Source organism: Aeromicrobium sp. (genome assembly GCF_036676885.1).
In the GTDB taxonomy this organism is placed as follows: domain Bacteria; phylum Actinomycetota; class Actinomycetes; order Propionibacteriales; family Nocardioidaceae; genus Aeromicrobium.
Genome location: NZ_JAKFCB010000108.1, coordinates 1 through 19,943 on the forward strand (window position 1 = coordinate 1; position 19,943 = coordinate 19,943).

A 19,943-nucleotide genomic window follows, 5' to 3' on the forward strand; every position below is an offset into this window, starting at 1 on the left:
ACCGCTCTCGTAGGGCCCGATGAAGCCCGTTTCGGAGGATTCGATGCCGTAGAGGCCGTTGACCGGGGCGAGGAACAGCTCCATGAGCCGGTCTCCGAAGGAGAGGCCGGAGTCGACGTGGTGATAGCTGCCCGGTACGGGACCGCCGGTCTCGTCGCTGACGTCGTAGGCGCCGGTGGGGACGATGAACGCCAGCGTCCACACCGCCAAGGTCACCGCCGCCAGCACGGTGAATGCGCTCGGGAACCGCCAGGTGTGCGGCTTTGCGTCCGGCTCAGCCGGCCGACGATCAGAGACTGTGGACATGATTCGCCCTCCTTTGGGGGTGCTCTGTCCGTTCAGACAACCAGCGCACGGCGCCGGCCGACCTCCGTCGTTGGGCCCGAGGCATAGGGACTTTGGACACTCCTCGCGCGGCAGCAGACCGGGCTGGAGTCGGCTCGTCTTCGGCCGAGCACCGTGGAACGGCGACGTGATGAGGGCCCCTGACCAGCAGGTATGCGGTCAGGGGCCTTGCGTCTCACTGCGCATTCGGCCGCAGCGAGGTGGGAATCGCTACACGCCGCGACTGGTGCGTGCGGCACTGACGATCAGGACGATGCCGCCGGCTGCGGCCAGGAGGCCGATCAGCAGTGGGAGCAGGCCGGCTCCACCGGTGTTCGGCAGGTCGGTGGTGGTGGAGTCCGTGCCGATCGCTGAATCAGTGCCGTTGTCCGTGCTGTCCTGGGCCTGGGTCCCCAGCTGGTTGTCCGCGCTCTGAGCACCGGCTTCGGTCGTGGTGCCAGTGATGGATCCGGCGCTGGCGCCGGCCGAGTCGGCGTCGGTTCCGGCGTCGGTCGCATCGGTCGCGTCCGTGGCGTCAGTCGCGTCGGTCGCGTCCGTGGCGTCAGTGGCGTCTATCGCCGCGCCATCGGTGGCGTCGGTGTCGGTGCCGCCACCGGGCCCGGTCTCACAACCGGGATCGCGGATCGTGTTGGTGTCGAGGGTGACCGCGCCGAAGTTCGCCAGCAGACGGCCCTCGAACGTCGCACTGGTTGTCGCGGTGATCGAGGTGTGCGCGAGCACGTTGCCGACGAATGACGTGCCGGTCCCGAAGGTCGCTGAGCTGCCGACCTGCCAGTAGACGTTGCAGGCCTGAGCACCGTTGGTCAGGATCACTGACGCGTTGGACGACGTGATGAGCGTCGAGCCCGCCTGGAAGATGAAGACGCTGTCGTTGCTTCCTCCACCGTCCAGCGTGATCGATCCGGTGAGCTGCATCTCGCTGGTGGCCGTGTAGACCCCGGCCAGGTACGGCAGCTCGCGGTTGAGCTCGGCCGGCACGGCGGAGGTCGAAGCGGCACCCGCAGCCTCGTTGTAGGCCGTGAGCAGGTCAGCCTTTGCTGTCTGCGTGACGGCGTTGCCGGCGTGGTTCGTCGCGCCTGGGCCGAAGACGAACGGCGTGTCAGTGGTGATCGTGGGCGTCTCGTGCGAGCCGACGCTGCTGGCAAGAGTCGTGACGCCGGTGTTGGTCACACCTGACCCGGCGAGCACCGAGAAGTCCTCAGCCGTACCGAGGCCGATGGGGTCGGCGGCGTGAGCCGTGTTCGCCGTGGAGATCAGGAACGGGACAAGGGCGAGCAGGCCGATGCCAGCGGTCAGGCGGACGGCCCGACGGCTGCGTGAAGGGGAGTGGTTGAGCAAGGACATGATCGACTCTCAGCCATGGCCAAGGAAATAGAGAAGGACCACGCTTCTCGGCGTCCGTGCCGAACCGATGGGTTCACCGGGGCTGACGGACCGTGCGACGGCGTACGAGATCGTGAAGATGCCGCCCAGTGCGTGGAGTCCCCGACTCTCAGGATGATTCCCCCCACAGGTGACCTGTCGCTTCGGCGATCCGCTGCTGCGATCGGCATGTTTGCGTCAGGCTCACTCCTCCAAGGTCGCACGGGGCGTCCGGATGCGCCATGGACGAAGGTCCCCGCGTCCGGCAGGACGTTCATCAGGCTCCGGTGACCGCCGTGGAATCGTGCGGCTCGCCGACCGGCTTGCTCTCGGCGCTCCCGCGCTGCCGCAGGTAGATCGCCAGCACTGCCATCGAGCCGACCGCGAGGAACTCGGACTGCCAGTTCTGCAGGGTCCTGGCCCAGAAGTCGGCATTCACCAGGTACGACCCCCATGAGAGCGGGTCGAGTCGGTCCCCGAGACGCGTCTCGTTGTACGCCGCCCAGCCGGCGATGGACTGCGCGAGCCAGGAGACCACGAAGATCGAGGCCATCACGATCGTCAGCGACCACGAGAAGATCGAGGTACGTACGCCGCCCGCCTTGGCCCAGGCGGGGGAGTCGTCCAGGGCGTGGTGCCCCAGCTTCTGCTCCTTGTCGGTGCCGAGTCCGATGCGCGCGGGAGACTCGGGTGAGCCCTTCTGGAAGAAGAACACCGTCGCGAGGATGTAGAGCAGGAACTGCAGGTACTCGCTCTGCCAGTTCTCGGTGACGTCGACCGCGAAGTCCGCCGACGTCAGATAGCGGCCGAAGCCGATCTCGGCCAGGCCCGACGCCATCTGCTCGTTGTTGAACTGCGCCCAGCCGGCGAACGCCTGGCCGACGAGCGCGGCGAAGAAGATGACGAGGAAGAACAGGCTGAGCGAGTTGTCGCGGATGAACGTACGCATCATGGCCTCCTAGGCGTGGATCAGTCCGGCGGTCAGGAAGTACGCCAGCCCGACCCAGATGATGAGCAGGTACAGCACGAACACGGTGCGCATCTAGCCTCCTTGGACCTTGCAGTCGTACGGCGCATCGGCCTGCCGGGTGCAGCCCGCGGCGGTCACCTTCCAGCCGTCGGGGAACTCGCCCAGGAACACGACGTCCTCGGCATAGCGGACCTGGGCCGCGGTGCCGTAGACCTTCACGTCGACAACTCGGCCGGCGTCGGGGATGCCCGCCTCCATGACCGCGGTCTCGCAGGAAGTTCCCTGCGACTGAGCCAGTTCCTGCCGCACCTCGTCGCTGAGCGCGTCGCAGGCGGCGGCACCGTCCCCGGCTTGCAGGCCGGTGCGCAACCTTTCGGCCGCCCGGGTGGCCGCGTCGTCGTTGCCGGATGAGCACCCGGACAGGCACATGAGGACGACCACGGAAGCAGCTGCAGCCGTCAGCGATCTCACGTCGAGGCCATACCCAGAAAGCGCGTCTCGTACCCGCTTGGGGTGAGCGCCGGACGGGTACGTAGGCGTTCTGGAGAGAGGCATCCTGATGACGACATCACCTGACGACGAGCCGGATCAGATCCCCAGTGAGGAGGATCCTGAGGAGCCGGGCATCGGCGCGCAGGAGACGCCGCCGATGACCGAGCCAGATGTCGAGGGTTGGTCCCGCCGGATCCGGTAGCGGATGCGGTCATTGCGGAGACCGGCGGGCTGGAGAGTCTGCGTAAGCCTCCAGCCCGCCCGATCTCTCGACTGCCGGTCGAGGACCGCCGTGTACCCCAAAGTTCTGGCCGCAAACCTCCATTGCCGTGCGATCTCGGTGAGACTGCTTGACCACACCCGACGCGCGGGAACACACTCGACGGATGTCAGACCCCGTCGAGTCCAACCCGTCGCTATACCGGGTGGTGTTCGAGAACGAGCGCGTACGGATCCTCGAGTACCGCGACAAGCCGGGTGACCGGACGACGCCGCACACGCACCCCGACAGCGTCATGGTGACGATGAGCGCGTTCGACCGCCGGCTCAGCGTCGGCGATCAGGTCAGAGAGGTCTCGCTCCAACCGGGCCATGCCGCGTGGCTTCCCGCGCAGACCCACGCCGGCGAGAACATCGGCACGTCCGAGACGCACGTCATGTTCGTCGAGCTCAAGGAGCCGGCGACGGCGACTGGCGAGGCAGCGCTCGGGCCGGAGCTCGCCCAGGACTGACGGTTACTCGCCCGTGCAGGCGGCAAATGCCGTGCCGAACTGCTCGGTGTCCTGCATCGGCGCCACATCAGGCTTGCTGATGGGGCCGCCGGTGATGGCGTAGTACGTGTCGGAGTAGACGACGAGCCTGGTGCCGTCCTCGCACTCGGTCACGTCCTGGGTGCCGTACGCGCCGTCCTCGACGCACTGCGTGTAGTCCTCCGGCAAGGTCGCCCCGTCCTTCCAGATGCTGGCGCAATCCGGACCCTTGGGGGCGGCGGTGGTCTTGGTGGCCGACGGCTTCGCCGAGTCCTTGCCGTCGTCGCCGCCGTTGTCGGACGACGTGCAGCCGGCGAGCACGAGGAGGGTCGTCACGGTCAGGATGGCGAGGCGAGACATGATCTGACCTTAGTGGGATCCGGCACCAGCCTCATCGCCGGCCGAAGAGCAGGTGGAACGGCCGGCAGGCCACCGTCAGGAGCGGCCTGCGGCCCGCCAGGAAGCTGAGCGGTCCGTCGCCGGCGAACGACCAGCGCGCTGCGGTGAGCCCGAAGCGGATGCGGCCGGTGACCGGGGAGACGAGCAGCGAGCCCTGGCGGTCCTGTGCGATCCGAAAGCGCAGGGGCAGCTGCGCAGGGAGCCGGCGTACGCGGCGGACCGCGAGCGAGCCGATGCCGGGTGCGGCGTACGAGGAGTGGGGCGCGACCTCGAAGTCAGCAAGGTCCTTGGGGATCGCCCACAGGCGGCGCCCACCGTCACGGGAGGCGACGCTGTTGACCCAGATGTGGGTGATCGACACGCGTGGCCGCCACCCGTCGCGCACCAGCACGGTCGCCATGATCTCGTCGTACGTCAGCGGGCTGGGCTCCTCGTAGACGAAGAACGCGGCACACACGAGGGCGCGGCCGAAGATCGTGACGGTCCTGGTGGCCGGCGAGCTCGGCTCGGGTGTGAGACCGCGCGGCAACAGCCAGACGCCGACGTACGCGTGACCGTGCAGATCCCACGGCTCCGCCGGATACTCAGTCATGCCGGCACCCCCGGCTCGCTCATGCCCACCGGAACGCAGTCGGCTCGAGCACCTTGGTCGCCTTGGCGAACGGGGCTGTCGACCCGGGCCAGTTGGAGGTGATGCGGCCCGAGCGGTGGCGATACCAGTTGTCGCAGTGCGCCCATGCGGAGTGCTCGAGCTTCTCGGTGAGCTCCCGGTCGTAGGCCAGCTCGGCCTCTTCGGTCACCTCGACCGTCGTGTAGTCGCCGGCCTTCAGTCGGTCCATCGTCTGCCGCATGTGGCGGGCCTGCGCCTCCAGCATGAAGATGATCGACCCGCCGCCGAGGTTGGTGTTGGGACCGTAGGTGACGAACAGGTTGGGGAAGTTGGGGACGTACATGCCCAGGTAGGCGTGGGCGCCGTCGGCCCACTGGGTCGCGAGCTTCTGGCCCCTGGTGCCGGTGATGTCGATCGACTGAAGGAAGTCCTGGGTGTCGAAGCCGGTCGCGTAGATGATCGCGTCGACCTCGTGCTCGGTGCCATCAGCGTCGACGACGCCCTTCGGCGTGACCGACGTGATCGCGTGCGTCACGACGTCGACGTTGTCCTGCGCCAACGCCGGGTAGAACTCGTTGGAGAACAGGATGCGCTTGCAGCCGATGGGGTAGTCGGGCGTCAGCTTGGCCCGCAGCTCGGGGTCCTTGACCTGCTTGCGCAGGTGCCATATCGCGATCGCCTTGTTGATCCGGCCCACCCTCGACTCGTCGTCGAGGCCGCGGGAAAACTGCTCCGTGAGCGCCCACACCCCGCCGCGCTCGATGCGCAGGCTGATCGGGGCCACCTCGAACAGCTTGGTATGGAACGCCTTGTAGGGCTTGTCGGGCTTGGGCAGCAGGTAGTTGGGCGAGCGCTGGAAGACCACCAGCTTGCGAGCATCGCGGGCCAGGTGCGGGATGAACTGCACCGCGCTTGCGCCCGAGCCCACCACTGCGATCGTCTTGCCGGTCGGGTCGAACGAGTGGTCCCACTGCGCGGAGTGGAACGACGTGCCGGCGAACGAGTCGATGCCCTCGATGCGGGGCAGGGTCGGCCGCGAGAGCTGTCCGACCGCGCTGACCAGGATGTCGACGGTCTCCTCCCTGGTTCCCGAGTCCGTCGAAGGGTCACGGCAGGTCACGGTCCAGGTCGAGGAGTTGTCGCTCCACCTGGCGGCCACGACCTCGGTGTCGAAGCGTACGAGCGGGGTGATGCCGTGCTTGTCGGCGACCGAGCGGATGTAGGCGTGGATCTCCTCCTGCAGCGCGTAGCGGCGGCTCCAGCCGGGATTGGGCTCGTACGAGAACGAGTAGAGCGGGGAGGGGACGTCGCAGCCGGCGCCCGGATAGGTGTTGTCGCGCCACACGCCGCCCAGGTCGTGCGACCGCTCCCACAGCCGCAGATCGGTGTGCCCCGCACGCTTCAGCTCGATCGCCACGGCGAGCGCGCCGAATCCGGAACCGATGATCCCGACTGACGTCATGCAGGCTCCTTCGCTCGTCCGGCGCGGATCGGCCGATGCTGACACCCATACTGTCACGGTCAGATCGGCCCTGACCATGGCTGCGAAGTGAGCAGTCGTCGCGGTGGTGGCCTCAGGCGAGGGGGGCGGTCAGGACGAACGCCCCCGCCGGCTGGTCCTCCGAGCGGGGCACGTAGAACGCGTCGCCGCCAGAGGCCCTGGCGAGCTCCCGGACGATGAACAGGCCGAGGCCCGTGCCCCGGACGTTGTCGGCCGTGGCGAACCGCTCGAACAACCGCGGCAGGACGGCGGCGTCGACGCCGGCGCCTGAGTCACTCACCCGGATCTGGGCCACGCCATCGACCAGGTCGGCGCCGAGGGTCACCGGTGGGGCACCGTGCGAGACCGCGTTGCCGATCAGGTTGTCGATGGCCTGCCCGTACCGGTTGGGATCGACCATGACGTGGAGATCAGGGAGTGGGTCGACCTGGATGTCGACACCGGTCCTTGCGACTCGGGCGGTGTCGACGGCGGCACGGATCAGCGCCGCGACCGAGATGCGTTCCGGGCTGAGGTTCAAGGCCTTGGCGTCCAGCTTGGAGGCTGTGAGCAGGTCGTTGAGCAGGCGGCCGAGGCGATCGGCGCTCGACGTCATGCCTGCCAGCAGTCCGCGCCGCTCGCGTTCGCCCAGGTCGGCCCAGTGCCGCGCGAGCGTGTCCGCGGAGCCGCGCAGCACGGCCGCTGGCGTACGCAGCTCGTGTGCCGTGACGGCGAGGAACTGTGACTGGTCCGCAGCCGCCTGCTGGAGCCGCATGTTGAGCTCCTCCAGTGCCGCGTTGGTCTGCTCGCGTTCGTCGTCCAGGCGACGTTTGTCGGTGCGGTCGCGGGTGACCTTGGCGAAGCCGATGTGTTCTCCGACGTCGTTGAACACCGCGGTGATCACCACGTTGGCCCAGTAGTGGGAGCCGTCCTTGCGTACCCGCCAGCCCTCCTCCTCATAGCGCCCTTCGCGGAGCGCGATCTCGAGCTCGTGCTCGGGGTGCCGTTCGGCCTGGCTCTCCGGCGGGTAGAAGACGCGGAAGTGCTGCCCGATGATCTCGCGGCTGGTGTAGCCCTTGCTCCGCTGGGCGCCGGTGTTCCAGCTCATGACCCGGCCCTGCGGGTCCAGCATGAAGATCGCATAGTCGCCGACGGCCTCGACCAGCAACCGGAACCGCTCCTCGCTCTGCCGCAAGGCCTCATTGGCCTCGCGGTTGGCGGAGATGTCACGGGTCACCTTGGCGAATCCCACGTGCTGCCCGGTCTCGTCGAACACCGCGGTGATGAGCACGTGCGCCCAGAACTCCGACCCGTCCTTGCGGATCCGCCACCCCTCCTCGGAGTAGTGGCCGTCGATCATGGCGCGCTCGAGCTCGTACTCCGGATGCCGGGCCTCCTGCTGCTCCGGAGGGTAGAACGTACGGAAGTGCCGCCCGATGATCTCGTCGGCTCGATAGCCCTCGCTGCGTTGCGCGCCGGCGTTCCAGCTCACGACGATGCCCTCGGGGGAGAGCATGAAGATGGCGTACTCCTCGACGGCGTCGACCAGCAGCCGGAAGCGCTCCTCGCTGAGGCGGAGCTTCTCCTCAGCGGCCCGCTGGGCGGTGACGTCCTGGACCTGGAGGAACAGGTAGAGCGGCTCCCTCGCGGCGTCGCGCACGGCAGCGATGGAGGCGCGTACGTGTCGCGGCTCCGCGCTCCCGCGCACCTCGTGCTCGAGGTGCACCAGATCGGCCGCGCCGACCTGGATCTCGTGCAGCGCAGCGGCCAGATGCTCTGCGCGACCCGAGGTGAGCGTCGCGTAGTCGACCCCGACGAGGTCCTGGTGCTTGCGGAGCAGGATCTTGCCGAGCGCACGATTGGCCCGCACGATGCTGCCGGTCAGGGTCATCGTCGCCATCCCGATCGCGGCCTGCTCGAAGACCTCCCGGAACCGCTCGAGGTGCTCGTCCAACACGCTCTGGTCGTCGTGATCGTGATCATCCGCCACTCGTTCGGCCTCATCCTCATGAGTGACGACCGGCACGGCTTTGAGCGCTCGCCGCTCCGCGGGCGAGTTGGCCTTGGCCAGGATCTCGACCATTCGGGGCGCCATCTGGTCGATCGGGATCGACTTCTCGAGGAATGCGGTCGCTCCGAGCTCGAGGGCGCGGTCAGCAAGGCCGTTGCTCTCGAATCCGGTGTAGATGACGATGCGCGTCTGGGGGGAGACCGTGAGGATTCCGTGCAACGCGTCGAGCCCGTCCATGGTCGGCATCGACAGGTCGAGCAGCAGCAGATCCGGTTTGTGCCGGTGCGCCAGCCCGATCGCCTCGATCCCGTCGACCCCATCGGCGACGACCGTGAGCAGCCCCGAGAGTCTGAACTGGGTCTTGAGGAGCTCGCGCACTTCGGCAGAGTCGTCGATGAGAACGACGGTCGGAGCGTTGTTCCCCATGATCGCCACTATGGCCCCGTGAGAGCGTTCGCGCGACCGGAACAGGCACCTGACCTCACCGCGTGGCACTGATCTAGGGTGGAGACAAGCAGAACGCGCCATTCGTAGGGCGCGTCATACCGAACAGAGGTCACGCATGTCCGACATCCAGATCGTCCTGACTGCTCCCGATTCAGGGGCCGAGGCACGAGCTGTCGAGAAGGGCACCAAGGCGTGGCAGCTGTTCGCCGAGTCGCCCGACATCATCGCGGCGCGGGTCGGTGGCGAGCTGAAGGACCTGGCGTACGAGCTCACCGACGGTGACCAGGTCGAGGGTGTCGCGATCGACTCCCCGGACGGCCGCGACATCCTGCGGCACTCGACGGCTCACGTCATGGCGCAGGCCGTCCAGGAGCTGTTCCCCGAGGCCAGGCTCGGCATCGGTCCGCCGATCACCGACGGCTTCTACTACGACTTCGACGTGCCCGAGCCGTTCGTGCCCGAGGACCTCGACAAGATCGAGTCGCGCATGCGCAAGATCGTCAAGGAGGGCCAGAAGTTCGATCGCCGCGAGATCTCCGACGACGACGCGCGCTCGGAGCTCGCCGACGAGCCTTACAAGCTCGAGCTGATCGGCCTCAAGTCCAGCGCCAGTGATGCGGCCGAGGGTGCGAGCGTCGAGGTCGGGGCCGGCGGCCTGACGATCTACGACAACCTCAAGCGCGACGGCTCGCTGGCCTGGAAGGACCTGTGCCGTGGCCCGCACCTGCCGACCACCAAGCGCATCCCGGCGTTCAAGCTCATGCGCAGTGCCGCTGCCTACTGGCGCGGCGACGAGAAGAACAAGCAGCTGCAGCGCATCTACGGCACCGCGTGGGAGACCAAGGAAGCCCTGGACGCCCATCTGCACCGCATCGAGGAGGCGCAGCGCCGCGACCACCGGCGGCTCGGCACCGAGCTCGACCTCTACAGCTTCCCTGACGAGATCGGCTCCGGCCTGCCGGTGTTCCACCCCAGGGGCGGAGTCATCAAGCGCGAGATGGAGGACTACGTCCGACGCCGTCACATCGAGGAGGGCTTCGAGTACGTCGGCACGCCCCACATCGCGAAGGAAGCCCTGTTCCACACCTCCGGCCACCTGCCCTACTACGGCGAGGGCATGTTCCCGGCGCTGGACGTCGACGGCAGCGACTACCGGCTGAAGGCCATGAACTGCCCGATGCACAACCTGATCTTCCGGTCGCGTGGCCGGTCCTATCGCGAGCTGCCGCTTCGGCTGTTCGAGTTCGGCCACGTCTACCGCCACGAGAAGTCGGGCGTCGTGCACGGCCTCACCCGCGTCCGCGGCTTCGCGCAGGACGACTCGCACTCGTACGTGACCCCGGAGCAGGCGCCCGACGAGATCCGGCATCTGCTCAACTTCGTGCTGAGCCTGCTGCGTGACTTCGGCCTCGACGACTTCTATCTCGAGCTGTCGACCCGTGACGCGTCCAAGGACAAGTTCATCGGCTCGGACGAGGACTGGGCGGTCGCGACGAAGGTCCTCGAGGACGTCTGCGTCGAGAGCGGCCTCGAGCTCGTGCCCGATCCCGGCGGTGCGGCCTACTACGGCCCCAAGGTCTCGGTGCAGGCTCGTGACGCCATCGGCCGTACGTGGCAGATGTCGACGATCCAGTACGACTTCAACCAGCCGTCGCCCGAGCGCTTCAACCTCGAGTACGTCGCTGCGGACGGCAGCCGGCAGCAGCCGGTCATGATCCACTCGGCGAAGTTCGGCTCGATCGAGCGGTTCATGGGCGTGCTCGTCGAGCACTACGCCGGCGCCTTCCCTCCGTGGCTCGCGCCCGTGCAGGTCGTCGGCATCCCGGTCGCGGAGCGGCACGCCGACTACCTCTACGAGCTCGCGGCCCGGCTCAAGGCCAAGGGCATACGCGTCGAGGTCGACGACTCCGACGAGCGGATGCAGAAGAAGATCCGCAACGCGCAGACCCAGAAGGTCCCGTTCATGGTGATCGCCGGCGACAACGACATCGAGGCCGGTGCAGTGTCGTTCCGCTATCGCAGCGGTGAGCAGGAGAACGGCATCGCGCTCGACGACGCCATCGCCCGCATCGTCGAGGCGGTCGAGACGCGAGTTCAGGTATGACCGACCGCGACACGGGCCAGCAGGACGGCGTGGGGGAGCCCGATGCGTTCGAGCGGCTGTGGACCCCGCACCGGATCGTCTACATCAAGGGCGAGGGCAAGCCGGCGACCGGTGACGAGGCGGACTGCCCGTTCTGCCGCATCCCGCAGATGGACGACGTCGAGGGGCTGATCGTGCACCGGGGCAAGTCGGCGTACGTCGTGCTCAACCTCTATCCCTACAACGCCGGGCACCTGCTCGTGTGCCCCTACCGCCACGTCGCGGACTACACCGACCTGACCGACGACGAGACGGTCGAGGTCGCCGAGCTGACCAAGACCGCGATGCGGACGATGCGCGAGGTCACGAGCCCCCATGGGTTCAACCTGGGGATGAACCAGGGCAACATCGCCGGTGCCGGCATCGCCGCGCACCTGCACCAGCACATCGTCCCCCGCTGGGGCGGCGACTCGAACTTCCTGCCGGTCATCGGGCAGACCAAGACCATGCCGCAACTGCTGGGCGACACCCGCGAGATGCTCGCGGCGGCCTGGCCCGAGGAGTAACCATGCTCGAACGCTTCCGACAGTTCTGGTCCAACGTGTGGGCGCCGCTGGGCGATCTCCTGCTGCGGCTGGGCGTCAAGCCGGACTGGGTCACCTGGGTCGGCACGATCGGCGTCACCGCCGGTGCACTGATCTTCTTCCCGCGTGGCGAGTTCCTCATCGGTGTCCTCGTGATCACGGTGTTCGTGTTCAGCGACATCATCGACGGCTACATGGCCCGCAAGTCCGGTCAGTCGTCGAAGTGGGGCGCGTTCCTCGACTCGACGCTCGACCGGGTCGGCGACGCCGCGATCTTCGGCGGCCTGGTGATCTACTACTCGACTGCCGACGCCGAGGCCGACTTCGGCGACCCGAGGATCTACCTCTACCTGAGCCTGGCGTGCCTCTTCCTCGGCGGGCTGACGTCGTATGCCCGGGCCCGCGCCGAGAGCCTCGGCATGACCGCCAAGGGCGGCATCGCCGAGCGCTCGGACCGGCTGGTCGCGATCCTCATCATGACCGGCTTCTCGGGCATGTTCGACGCGCCGTTCCTGCGCGAGATCGCGCTCTGGGCGCTGGCCGCGGCGAGCACGATCACCGTCGGCCAACGGATGCTGATGGTGCGCAAGCAGGCCGTGGCCAACCCGCACCTCGACAGCTGATCGGCAAAAACTTGTAAGACCTCGGCACCCCTGCGACTCCTACCGGTGAAATGACCGCCAGGAGAAGAGAGATGTCAGATGTCGCGGGTTGCCGGTATGTCGCTGCGAGGCGTTCTAGGATGCGACGGTGACCGACGAGACCGGACCCACGGACGCCGAGCTCGTCGCGGGGGTGCTGGCGGCCGACCGCGACGCGTTCGCCGCGGTCTACGACCGCTATGGCACCAAGCTGTACGACTTCGCGTACTCGATGCTGCGACACCGGGAGGACGCGGCGGACGCCGTGGCGGACTCGTTCGTGCTGGTCGCCGAACGGCTGAGCCAGCTGCGCGATCCGGACCGGCTGCGCCCTTGGCTGTACGCCATCGTGCGCAGCGAGTGCCTGCGCAAGCTCCGAGCGCGCAAACGCGTCGCATTCGGCGGCGAGGAGCAGCTGATTCAGATGGCTGATGACGCCCTGACCCCTGACCAGGAGGCGGAGCGGGCCGCGATGCAGAAGATCGTGTGGGACGCCTCCGCCGGGCTCGCCGATCGCGATCGCGCCCTCCTCGACCTGCACCTCAGGCAGGGCCTCGAGGGCGCTGAGCTCGGTGAGGCGATGGGCGTCTCGGCCGCCAATGCGTACGTGATGCTGAACCGCCTGCGCGCGCAGGTCGACCGCTCGCTCGGCGCTCTGCTGATCGCGCGCCTCGGCCGGGACGACTGCGACGACCTCGATGCCGTGCTCGCCGACTGGGACGGGACGTTCTCGCCGCTCGTCAGGAAGCGGGTCTCCCGCCACGTCGACGACTGCGACGTGTGCTCGAAGCGACGCAAGAAGATCCTCAGCCCGTGGATGCTGCTCGCCTCCGTGCCGATCTTCGCGGCGCCATTGACGCTGCGCGACCGGGTCGTCTCCGACACCCAGCTGGTTGCCTACACGACGCCCGCCGGAGAGCCGCTGACCGCGGCCTCCACGCTGACCCCGCGGCGCAGGCCCAGGGCCGCGGTCACGGCCGCTGCCGCCGCGGTCGCCATCATCCTGTCCGGGGTCGCCGCGCTGTTCTGGGCCGGCGACGACGGCGACCCGTCACCCAAGGGCAACGTCGTGACGACCCCGACGGCGCAGCCGTCACCGACACCGACCGCCGATGCGAAGGCCTCCACGACTCCGACTCCTACGCCGACGCCGACGAAGTCGAGCAGTGCTCCCGGCGTCCTGACGGTGTCGACGACGTCGATCGCCCTGGGACGCAGCGGCAGCAGCTCGAGCGTCACCCTCACCAACACCGGCGGCCTTCCGGTCGACTACCGCCTGACGTCGAGCTCTGCCTGGCTGTCGGCGTCACCGTCCACCGGCCGCGTCGAGCCCGGCACGTCGTCACGCGTCGCCGTCCGCGCCGACCGCGGCGATGTCGGTGAAGGCTCGTCCTCCGGGACGATCGGCATCTCATGGGCCAATGGCAGCGCCCAGGTCAAGGTCTCTCTGGTCGAGGAGCGCAAGCCGATCGTCGGCCGTCCGACTGCCGGCTCAAACTCGGTCTGCAACCCGATCCCGGTGAGGGCGACCGTCACGGACGAGAGTGGACTCTCGTCGGTCGTCCTGCGATGGTCCGGCGACGGCGGATCAGGCAGTGCATCGATGAGCGGTTCCGGATCGGTCTGGAGAGCTGAGATGGGTCCCCTCTCGGCTGGGGGGCCTGTCACGATGCGGGTGACGGCCACCGACAAGCGTGGCAACGTGGCAACCGCATCGCGCACGGTCAGCCCTGACCCTTGCCCCGGCTAGCTATACGGGGACCGCGGCAGGTTCAGGCCGCTCGTCTGGCGCCTCGACGGTCAGCTGCGGGAGCACCCGGTCGAGCCAGCGGGGGAGCCACCAGTTGGCCCGTCCGAGCAGTGACATCGTCGCCGGCACGAGCACCATCCGGACGATCGTGGCATCGATCAGGACCGCGGTGGCCAGGCCGACCCCGAGCATCTTCACCGACGGCACCGGGCTGGCGACGAAGCTGAGGAAGACCGCGACCATGATCAGCGCCGCCGAGGTGATGACCCTGCCGGTGCCGGCCAGACCGCGGGCCACCGACTCGGCGTTGTCGCCCGTGCGTGTGAACTCCTCACGGATCCGCGACAGCAGGAACACCTCGTAGTCCATCGACAGCCCGAACAGGATCGGGAACATGATCACCGGGATCAACGAGGTGATCGGCGTCGGACCCTCCAGTCCGATCAGGCCGCCGAACCAGCCCCACTGGAACACCGCGACCAGCACGCCGTACGCGCCGCCGATCGAGAGCAGGTTCATCAGCACGGCCTTGATCGGCACGGCGACAGACCGGAAGACCAGCATCAGCAGCAGGAACGAGGCACCCAGCACGGCGCCGACGAACAGTGGCATGGTGCTGCTGAGCCGTTCGTTGAGGTCGTCAGTGGTCGCCGTGATCCCCGAGATGTAGACGTTGTCGGGCAGCAGCTCACGAACCTCCGAGATGGCGACCGAGGTCTTCGGGTCGGCCGGACCGGTCGTCGGAATGGCGGAGAACACCATGGTTGCGCCGTCTTTCGAGACCTGCGGCTCGCTCACCGACGCGATGTGGGAGTTCGCGGCGATGCCCGCGGCGACGCCGGCCACCTCATTCGCCTCGACGCCGGGAGCATCCAGATCGACGACGACGAGCAGTGGGCCGTTGATCCCGCGACCGAAGCCGTCGGCCAGCAAGTCGTACGCCTGTCGCTGCGTCGTCGAGGTGGGTGCGTCACCTGCGGCCGGGAAGACCGTCTGGATCCACAGGACCGGCGCGGCCAGGCTCAGCAGGACGGCGGTTGCCCCGAGCAGGTATGGCCACGGGCGTCCCGAGACCCGGTGCGCGAACCGCCACCATGCGCTCTCTGCAGGGCGCTTCACCGGGCGACGACGACCCAACACACGACCGCTGTCGATGCGGTCGCCGAGGAGACCGAGCGCGGCGGGCAGCAGGGTGATGGCCGCCGCGACCGCGATCAGCACGACCAGCGCGGTGGCGAGACCGATGGACGTCAGCACGCCGAGTCCGACGATCGCGAGCGCCGCCATGGCGAGGATCACCGTGCCGCCCGCGAAGACGACCGCCGCTCCTGAGGAGTCCATGGTGTTCGACAGGGCGAGCTGGTTGTCCTGGCCCGCGGCGCGGTTCTCGCGATAACGGGCGACGATGAACAGCGCGTAGTCGATCCCGACACCCAGCCCGACCATGCCCGCCACGGGGAGGGCGGACGTCGACACGTCCATCGTGCCGGCGAGCACCGTGATCCCGGCGATCCCGGTTCCGACCGCCACCAGGGCCAGCCCGATCGGCACCAACGCCGCGACCGCTGTGCCGAACGCCACCAACAGCACGATCAGCGCGACCACGATGCCGACGGCCTCGGTGCCCGAGGTCTCGTCCTCGGAGTTGAGGAACGCCAGGTCGCCACCGAGCTCGACCTGCACGCCGGCGACGTCGGCGTGCGCGACCGCGTCCGACAACGTCGTGAAGTACGCGCCCCCGAGCTCGGCCGCAGGAGTGTCCAGGGTCAGCTCCGCGTACCCGATGCGGCCGTCGGCCGAGATCGTGCCGGCCGTGAACGGGTCGGTCAGCCGGGCGACATGGTCCATCCCGGCGAAGCCGGCCAGCACGCCGTCGACGCCTTGTCGTCGCGCCGCCAGGCCGTCGTCGTCCGTGGCCGCGAGCACGATCAGCACCTTGTCCTGTGCCGCCTCAGGGAACTTCTCCTTCAGCAGCTCGGTGGCGCGCTGGCTCTGGCTGCCGGGCGATGCGAAGTCGTCGATGAAGCCGCCGCCGGAGCCGGCAGCGAGGAAGCCCGTCGCCCCCAGGACGAGGAGCCATACGGTGATGGTGCGCCACGGGCGCCTGGCACTGGCGGCGGCCAGCTGGCGGGTGAGTCGGTTCATGATCTGCTCTCTTCGCGGTGTGGCGGACACAGCGACCGCCGGTGTGTACGACGGTGCCGTGATCCGGCGCGCCCGTCGTCGGCCACGAGGTGCCTTCCGCGTCCTCTCGAAGGCGGATTTCGGGCCGGCCCCCGGCCCGCCCACCTCCGCCATGAGGAGGAGACGGGTTTCGCCTCCAGGTGGGCGTTCCTGGTCGCCGGCCGCCCTACGATGACCAGATGTCCCTCACTGCACGCATCCGTGCGTGGACCGACAGGTCGCCCCGGAAAGTCGACGCCGTGCTCGCGACGTCGGCGTTCCTGGTCAGCGTCCTGGTCGGGCTCCGCGACAACGGGAACGCCGAGCTCCGTGCACCGTGGGACATCGCGCCGTTGGCCTGGGTCGTCTTCGCCGTGGCCGCCGTGGCCCTCCTGCGTCGCCGCGAGCACGGGGCTCTCGTGTTCACGGTCGCGTTGGCCTGCTCAGCCGTGCTGCTGCTCGCGCAGCCAGACGGCCAGATCGGCTTCGCCTTCCTGGTCTCGCTCTACAGTGCCGGCAGGTACGCCGAGGGGCGGGCGGCCACCATCGCCGTACCTGCCGCGGCGATGGCATTCGCCGCGATCGACGCCGTCACCGCGGAGTCACCGGTCTCGGACGTCATCGGAGGCGCGCTCGTCGTGTTCTTCATCTGGTACGTCGGACGGCGCGTGCGGCACCGAGGCGAGCGGTCCGTCCTGGTCGCCCGGGAGCAGGAGGCCCAGGAGAATCGCGTCCTCGCCGAGGAACGAGCCAGGATCGCGCGCGAGCTGCACGACGTCGTGGCTCACGGGGTGAGCCTGATGACCGTGCAGGCCGGGGCCGCCAAGACCGTCGCCGTGGCCGATCCCGAGAGTGCCGTGCAGGCCATGGCGGCCGTCGAGCAGACCGGTCGCGAAGCCCTCAGCGAGCTACGGCACCTGCTCGCCGTGTTGCGGCCGGACAGCTCGATCGGTGAGCTGGGGCCGCAGCCGGGCCTGGCCGGAGTCGAGCGTCTGGTCGCCCAGTTCCGCGAGGCCGGCCTTGCGGTGTCCCTGGACCTGGATCCCGTCCCTGCGAGCCTGCCGGCGCGAGTCGACCTGTTCGCCTACCGCATCGTGCAGGAGGCGCTGACCAACGTGCTCAAGCACGCCGGACCCGGGACCGCGGCCGAGGTCCAGGTCCGCATCGGCCCTCGTGTCGTCACGCTCGAGGTGAGCGACGACGGTCGGGGCGCCACGCTGCTCCCGGGCTCCGGTCATGGGCTGGTCGGCATGCGGGAGCGAGTCCAGCTGCTCGGCGGTAGCCTGCAGGCCGCGGCTCGTCCCGATGGCGGGTTCCGGGTGCACGCGGTTCTACCCCTGAGCGAGGAGTCCGTATGACGATTCGTGTCGTCGTCGTCGACGACCAGGCGCTCGTCCGCGGGGGCTTTGCCATGGTGCTCGGCCAGCAGGACGACATCGAGGTCGTGGCCGAGGCGGGCACGGGCCTGGAGGCGATCGAGGTGGCGCGGACGCACCGTCCGGACGTGATCCTCATGGACATCCGGATGCCGGAGCTGGACGGGCTGGAGGCCACCGCCCGGATCATCGAGGAGGCGGACTGGCCGGTCCGGGTGCTGATCCTCACGACGTTCGAACCGGATGCGTACGTCTATCGGGCGCTGCGCGCGGGCGCGAGCGGATTCATCCTCAAGGACATCCCGCCGGAGGAGCTCCCCGTCGCGGTCCGGACGGTCTCGTCCGGCGGCGCGCTGCTTGCACCGACCATCACGAGCCGGCTCATCGGCCAGTTCGCCCAGCGCCTGGCAGTCGACACGGTCAGCTCATCGCAGCTGGAGCTGCTCACCGACCGTGAGCGCGAGGTGCTGCTCGCCGTCGCCCAGGGGGCGAGCAACACCGAGATCTCGGCCGAGCTCTTCATCGGGTCCGCCACCGTGAAGTCGCACGTCTCGAGCCTCCTCAGCAAGCTCGGCCTGCGAGATCGCACCCAGCTGGTGGTCTTCGCGTACGAGAGCGGGCTCGTGGAGGCAGGTCGCCGCAACCCCGCCTGACCCCGACCGGCGCAGCGTCCGAAAGTTGTAAGAACCGGGCAACCCGGTGCTCCCACTCGTGTACGTACACGAGAGCCGGAGGCACCTGGCATGAACCGCATCGTCCGCACGACCATCCTCACCGCCACAGCGTGGGCCGCCCTGTCCGGTCTCACCGGTTCCGGCCGAACCGAACCTGAGCTCCCAGCGCGTGAGCCGGTGGCGGCCCAGGCGCCCGCGCCGCTGCCCGCGCCGGTGGCAGTGACCCCCGAGGCGGGCCCCGTCGGTAGGCCGACCCGCCTGTCGATCCCGGCGATCGACGTCAGCGAGCGACTGCACGGCGTCGGTCTCAAGCCGGACGGCGCCATGGAGACACCCGACTTCGGTGATGCGGGCTGGTACGACCTGGGACCGCGCCCCGGCGCACCTGGACCCGCGGTGCTCGTGGCTCACGTCCATGGCCCTGCAGGCGACGACGTCTTCGCCCGCCTGCACGAGCTCGAGCCGGGGGACCGGGTGACGGTCGAGCGCGCCGGCGGCAGGTCGACATTCGTCGTCGAGTCCGTGGAGCAGGCCGACAAGGAAGCACTGCCGTACGAGCGGATCTGGAACGGCACCGACCAGCCCGTGCTGCGCCTCATCACCTGCGGTGGCAAGCCCGATCCCATCACCCGGATGTACCCGGACAACACGATCGTGTACGCCCGACTCGCGCTCTGACCTGCGGTTCTGTGCGTCACGGAGATCCGGTCGAAAAAAGCTCCAGAAAAGTTGCAAGGACTCCCAGGGGGTCGTGCTCCTACATCCGAGCAAGCAACAACCACTGACAACAGCACCGACGACAGCAAGACCAACCAAGAGGAGAACATGAACATGAACGCCACGATCCGCAACCTGATGATCGCCGCCCCGCTGGCCACGGCCGCCTTCACGATGGTTCCGGCCGCCGCAACGGCGGCCGAGCCCACTCCGGTCATCATCGTCCAGCCGAACACCGACCCTCAGCCCGAGCTCGACATCGCCGCTCCGGCATCCGAGCCCGTTGAGCCGAAGGGCCCGCAGGACAAGGCCCCGGCGCCCCAGCCCGAGGGTCCGGACGACAAGGTCGGCCCCCAGCCCGAGCCGACCCAGCCTGACGGCCCGGACGTCATCACGAACCCCGAGCCCTGCCCGACGCACGGTGTCGACTGCACGCCGGACGACGAGCCGAACGACGGCGGCGACGGTGGCAACGGCGGCGAGGACAAGAGCTCGGTCGACGACGTCGTCGACACCGTCCAGCTGCCGAACCGCGTCGACGCGGGCCTCGCCTCCGAGGAGCAGGACGGCGGCCTGGACGTGGCCTGGCTGTTCGCCGGCGGCCTCGCGGTGACCGCTTCGGGTGCTGCGCTCGCGGTCCGCAGGCGTACGCGCGGCAACGCCTGATCCGCACAGACCGAAGGGCCTCGCACCATCCAGGGGTGCGGGGCCCTTTGCTGCGTTCCGCGGGGAGCTGTCCGGCGCATGAGGAGAGGTGCGTCACGAGTAGACTGGAGCTGATCATCTGGGCACATCAAAGGACACAGCAGTGAGCAACGAAGCAACCACGGTCGGTACGTCGCGGGTCAAGCGCGGCATGGCAGAGATGCTCAAGGGCGGCGTCATCATGGACGTCGTCAATGCCGAGCAGGCCAAGATCGCCGAGGACGCCGGCGCGGTCGCGGTGATGGCGCTGGAGCGCGTACCTGCTGACATCCGCTCGCAGGGCGGCGTGGCCCGGATGTCCGACCCCGACCTGATCGACGGCATCATCGAGGCCGTCTCGATCCCGGTGATGGCCAAGGCCCGCATCGGTCACTTCGTCGAGGCG

Annotated in this window: 18 protein-coding genes and 2 pseudogenes; 11 read left to right on the top strand and 9 right to left on the bottom strand. The window is 68.6% G+C overall.

Going from position 1 to position 19,943, the window contains the following annotated elements; genetic code table 11:
- The 4 genes and pseudogenes from V6M46_RS05410 to V6M46_RS05425 form a co-directional block, all read right to left on the bottom strand.
- A pseudogene (locus V6M46_RS05410) lies at positions 1-306 on the bottom strand (YfcC family protein); the annotation flags it as partial.
- Positions 307-555: 249 nt separating this feature from the next.
- Positions 556-1,689: an ice-binding family protein gene (locus tag V6M46_RS05415; RefSeq protein ID WP_332662756.1), complete on the bottom strand. Its 1,134-nt coding sequence runs from the start codon at positions 1,687-1,689 to the stop codon at positions 556-558.
- A gap of 295 nt (positions 1,690-1,984) precedes the next feature.
- Entirely contained in the window at positions 1,985-2,656 is a 672-nt protein-coding gene (locus tag V6M46_RS05420) for a DUF6766 family protein (protein WP_332662757.1), read from the bottom strand.
- Positions 2,657-2,749: 93 nt separating this feature from the next.
- Positions 2,750-3,148 carry a hypothetical protein gene (locus tag V6M46_RS05425; protein WP_332662758.1) on the bottom strand — a complete coding sequence of 133 codons (399 nt, stop codon included), beginning with the start codon at positions 3,146-3,148 and terminating at the stop codon, positions 2,750-2,752.
- Positions 3,149-3,236: 88 nt separating this feature from the next.
- On the opposite strand from V6M46_RS05425, the gene V6M46_RS05430 reads away from it, so the two are divergent.
- A complete protein-coding gene (locus V6M46_RS05430) occupies positions 3,237-3,371 on the top strand; it encodes a hypothetical protein (protein ID WP_332662759.1) in 135 nt (44 codons plus the stop codon).
- A 184-nt stretch (positions 3,372-3,555) separates the two neighbouring features.
- Positions 3,556-3,900 (top strand): cupin domain-containing protein, encoded by a 345-nt coding sequence (locus tag V6M46_RS05435; RefSeq protein WP_332662760.1) that lies wholly within the window; start codon positions 3,556-3,558, stop codon positions 3,898-3,900.
- 3 nt (positions 3,901-3,903) lie between these two features.
- Here the strand turns inward: V6M46_RS05435 and V6M46_RS05440 are convergent, their stop codons facing one another.
- The 4 genes from V6M46_RS05440 to V6M46_RS05455 all read right to left on the bottom strand — a co-directional run bounded on the left by V6M46_RS05440 (position 3,904) and on the right by V6M46_RS05455 (position 8,844).
- Positions 3,904-4,278 carry a hypothetical protein gene (locus V6M46_RS05440; protein WP_332662761.1) on the bottom strand — a complete coding sequence of 125 codons (375 nt, stop codon included), beginning with the start codon at positions 4,276-4,278 and terminating at the stop codon, positions 3,904-3,906.
- Between the two features lie 31 nt (positions 4,279-4,309).
- Positions 4,310-4,909, bottom strand: coding sequence for an acetoacetate decarboxylase family protein (locus tag V6M46_RS05445; protein WP_332662762.1), 600 nt, complete (start codon positions 4,907-4,909; stop codon positions 4,310-4,312).
- A gap of 19 nt (positions 4,910-4,928) precedes the next feature.
- Positions 4,929-6,389, bottom strand: coding sequence for a flavin-containing monooxygenase (locus tag V6M46_RS05450; protein ID WP_332662763.1), 1,461 nt, complete (start codon positions 6,387-6,389; stop codon positions 4,929-4,931).
- A 112-nt stretch (positions 6,390-6,501) separates the two neighbouring features.
- On the bottom strand, positions 6,502-8,844 hold the full coding sequence (locus tag V6M46_RS05455) for a PAS domain S-box protein (protein WP_332662764.1): 2,343 nt from the start codon (positions 8,842-8,844) through the stop codon (positions 6,502-6,504).
- A 136-nt stretch (positions 8,845-8,980) separates the two neighbouring features.
- Here V6M46_RS05455 and thrS point away from each other — a divergent pair, with 136 nt between their 5' ends.
- The 4 genes from thrS to V6M46_RS05475 all read left to right on the top strand — a co-directional run bounded on the left by thrS (position 8,981) and on the right by V6M46_RS05475 (position 13,923).
- Entirely contained in the window at positions 8,981-10,969 is a 1,989-nt protein-coding gene (thrS, locus tag V6M46_RS05460; protein WP_332662765.1) for a threonine--tRNA ligase, read from the top strand.
- Positions 10,966-11,514: an HIT family protein gene (locus V6M46_RS05465; protein ID WP_332662766.1), complete on the top strand. Its 549-nt coding sequence runs from the start codon at positions 10,966-10,968 to the stop codon at positions 11,512-11,514. Before thrS ends, V6M46_RS05465 begins: the two co-directional genes overlap by 4 nt.
- Positions 11,515-11,516: 2 nt before the next feature.
- Entirely contained in the window at positions 11,517-12,155 is a 639-nt protein-coding gene (gene pgsA / locus V6M46_RS05470) for a phosphatidylinositol phosphate synthase (RefSeq protein ID WP_332662767.1), read from the top strand.
- A gap of 127 nt (positions 12,156-12,282) precedes the next feature.
- The gene (locus V6M46_RS05475) at positions 12,283-13,923 is read left to right on the top strand and encodes a sigma-70 family RNA polymerase sigma factor (protein ID WP_332662768.1); all 1,641 of its coding nucleotides are present in this window, start codon (positions 12,283-12,285) and stop codon (positions 13,921-13,923) included.
- Here the strand turns inward: V6M46_RS05475 and V6M46_RS05480 are convergent, their stop codons facing one another.
- Positions 13,924-16,068, bottom strand: coding sequence for an MMPL family transporter (locus tag V6M46_RS05480; RefSeq protein ID WP_332662769.1), 2,145 nt, complete (start codon positions 16,066-16,068; stop codon positions 13,924-13,926).
- Positions 16,069-16,286: 218 nt separating this feature from the next.
- Here V6M46_RS05480 and V6M46_RS05485 point away from each other — a divergent pair, with 218 nt between their 5' ends.
- The 5 genes and pseudogenes from V6M46_RS05485 to V6M46_RS05505 all read left to right on the top strand — a co-directional run.
- Positions 16,287-17,444, top strand: a complete 1,158-nt coding sequence (locus V6M46_RS05485; RefSeq protein ID WP_332662770.1) for a sensor histidine kinase — start codon at positions 16,287-16,289, stop codon at positions 17,442-17,444.
- The gene (locus V6M46_RS05490) at positions 17,441-18,115 is read left to right on the top strand and encodes a response regulator transcription factor (RefSeq protein ID WP_332662771.1); all 675 of its coding nucleotides are present in this window, start codon (positions 17,441-17,443) and stop codon (positions 18,113-18,115) included. The genes V6M46_RS05485 and V6M46_RS05490 overlap by 4 nt, the downstream gene beginning before the upstream one ends.
- 90 nt (positions 18,116-18,205) lie before the next feature.
- Positions 18,206-18,814, top strand: coding sequence for a sortase domain-containing protein (locus V6M46_RS05495; RefSeq protein WP_332662772.1), 609 nt, complete (start codon positions 18,206-18,208; stop codon positions 18,812-18,814).
- 153 nt (positions 18,815-18,967) lie between these two features.
- Complete coding sequence (locus V6M46_RS05500; protein ID WP_332662773.1) at positions 18,968-19,519, top strand: hypothetical protein; 552 nt, start codon at positions 18,968-18,970, stop codon at positions 19,517-19,519.
- 142 nt (positions 19,520-19,661) lie between these two features.
- A pseudogene (locus V6M46_RS05505) lies at positions 19,662-19,943 on the top strand (pyridoxal 5'-phosphate synthase lyase subunit PdxS); the annotation flags it as partial.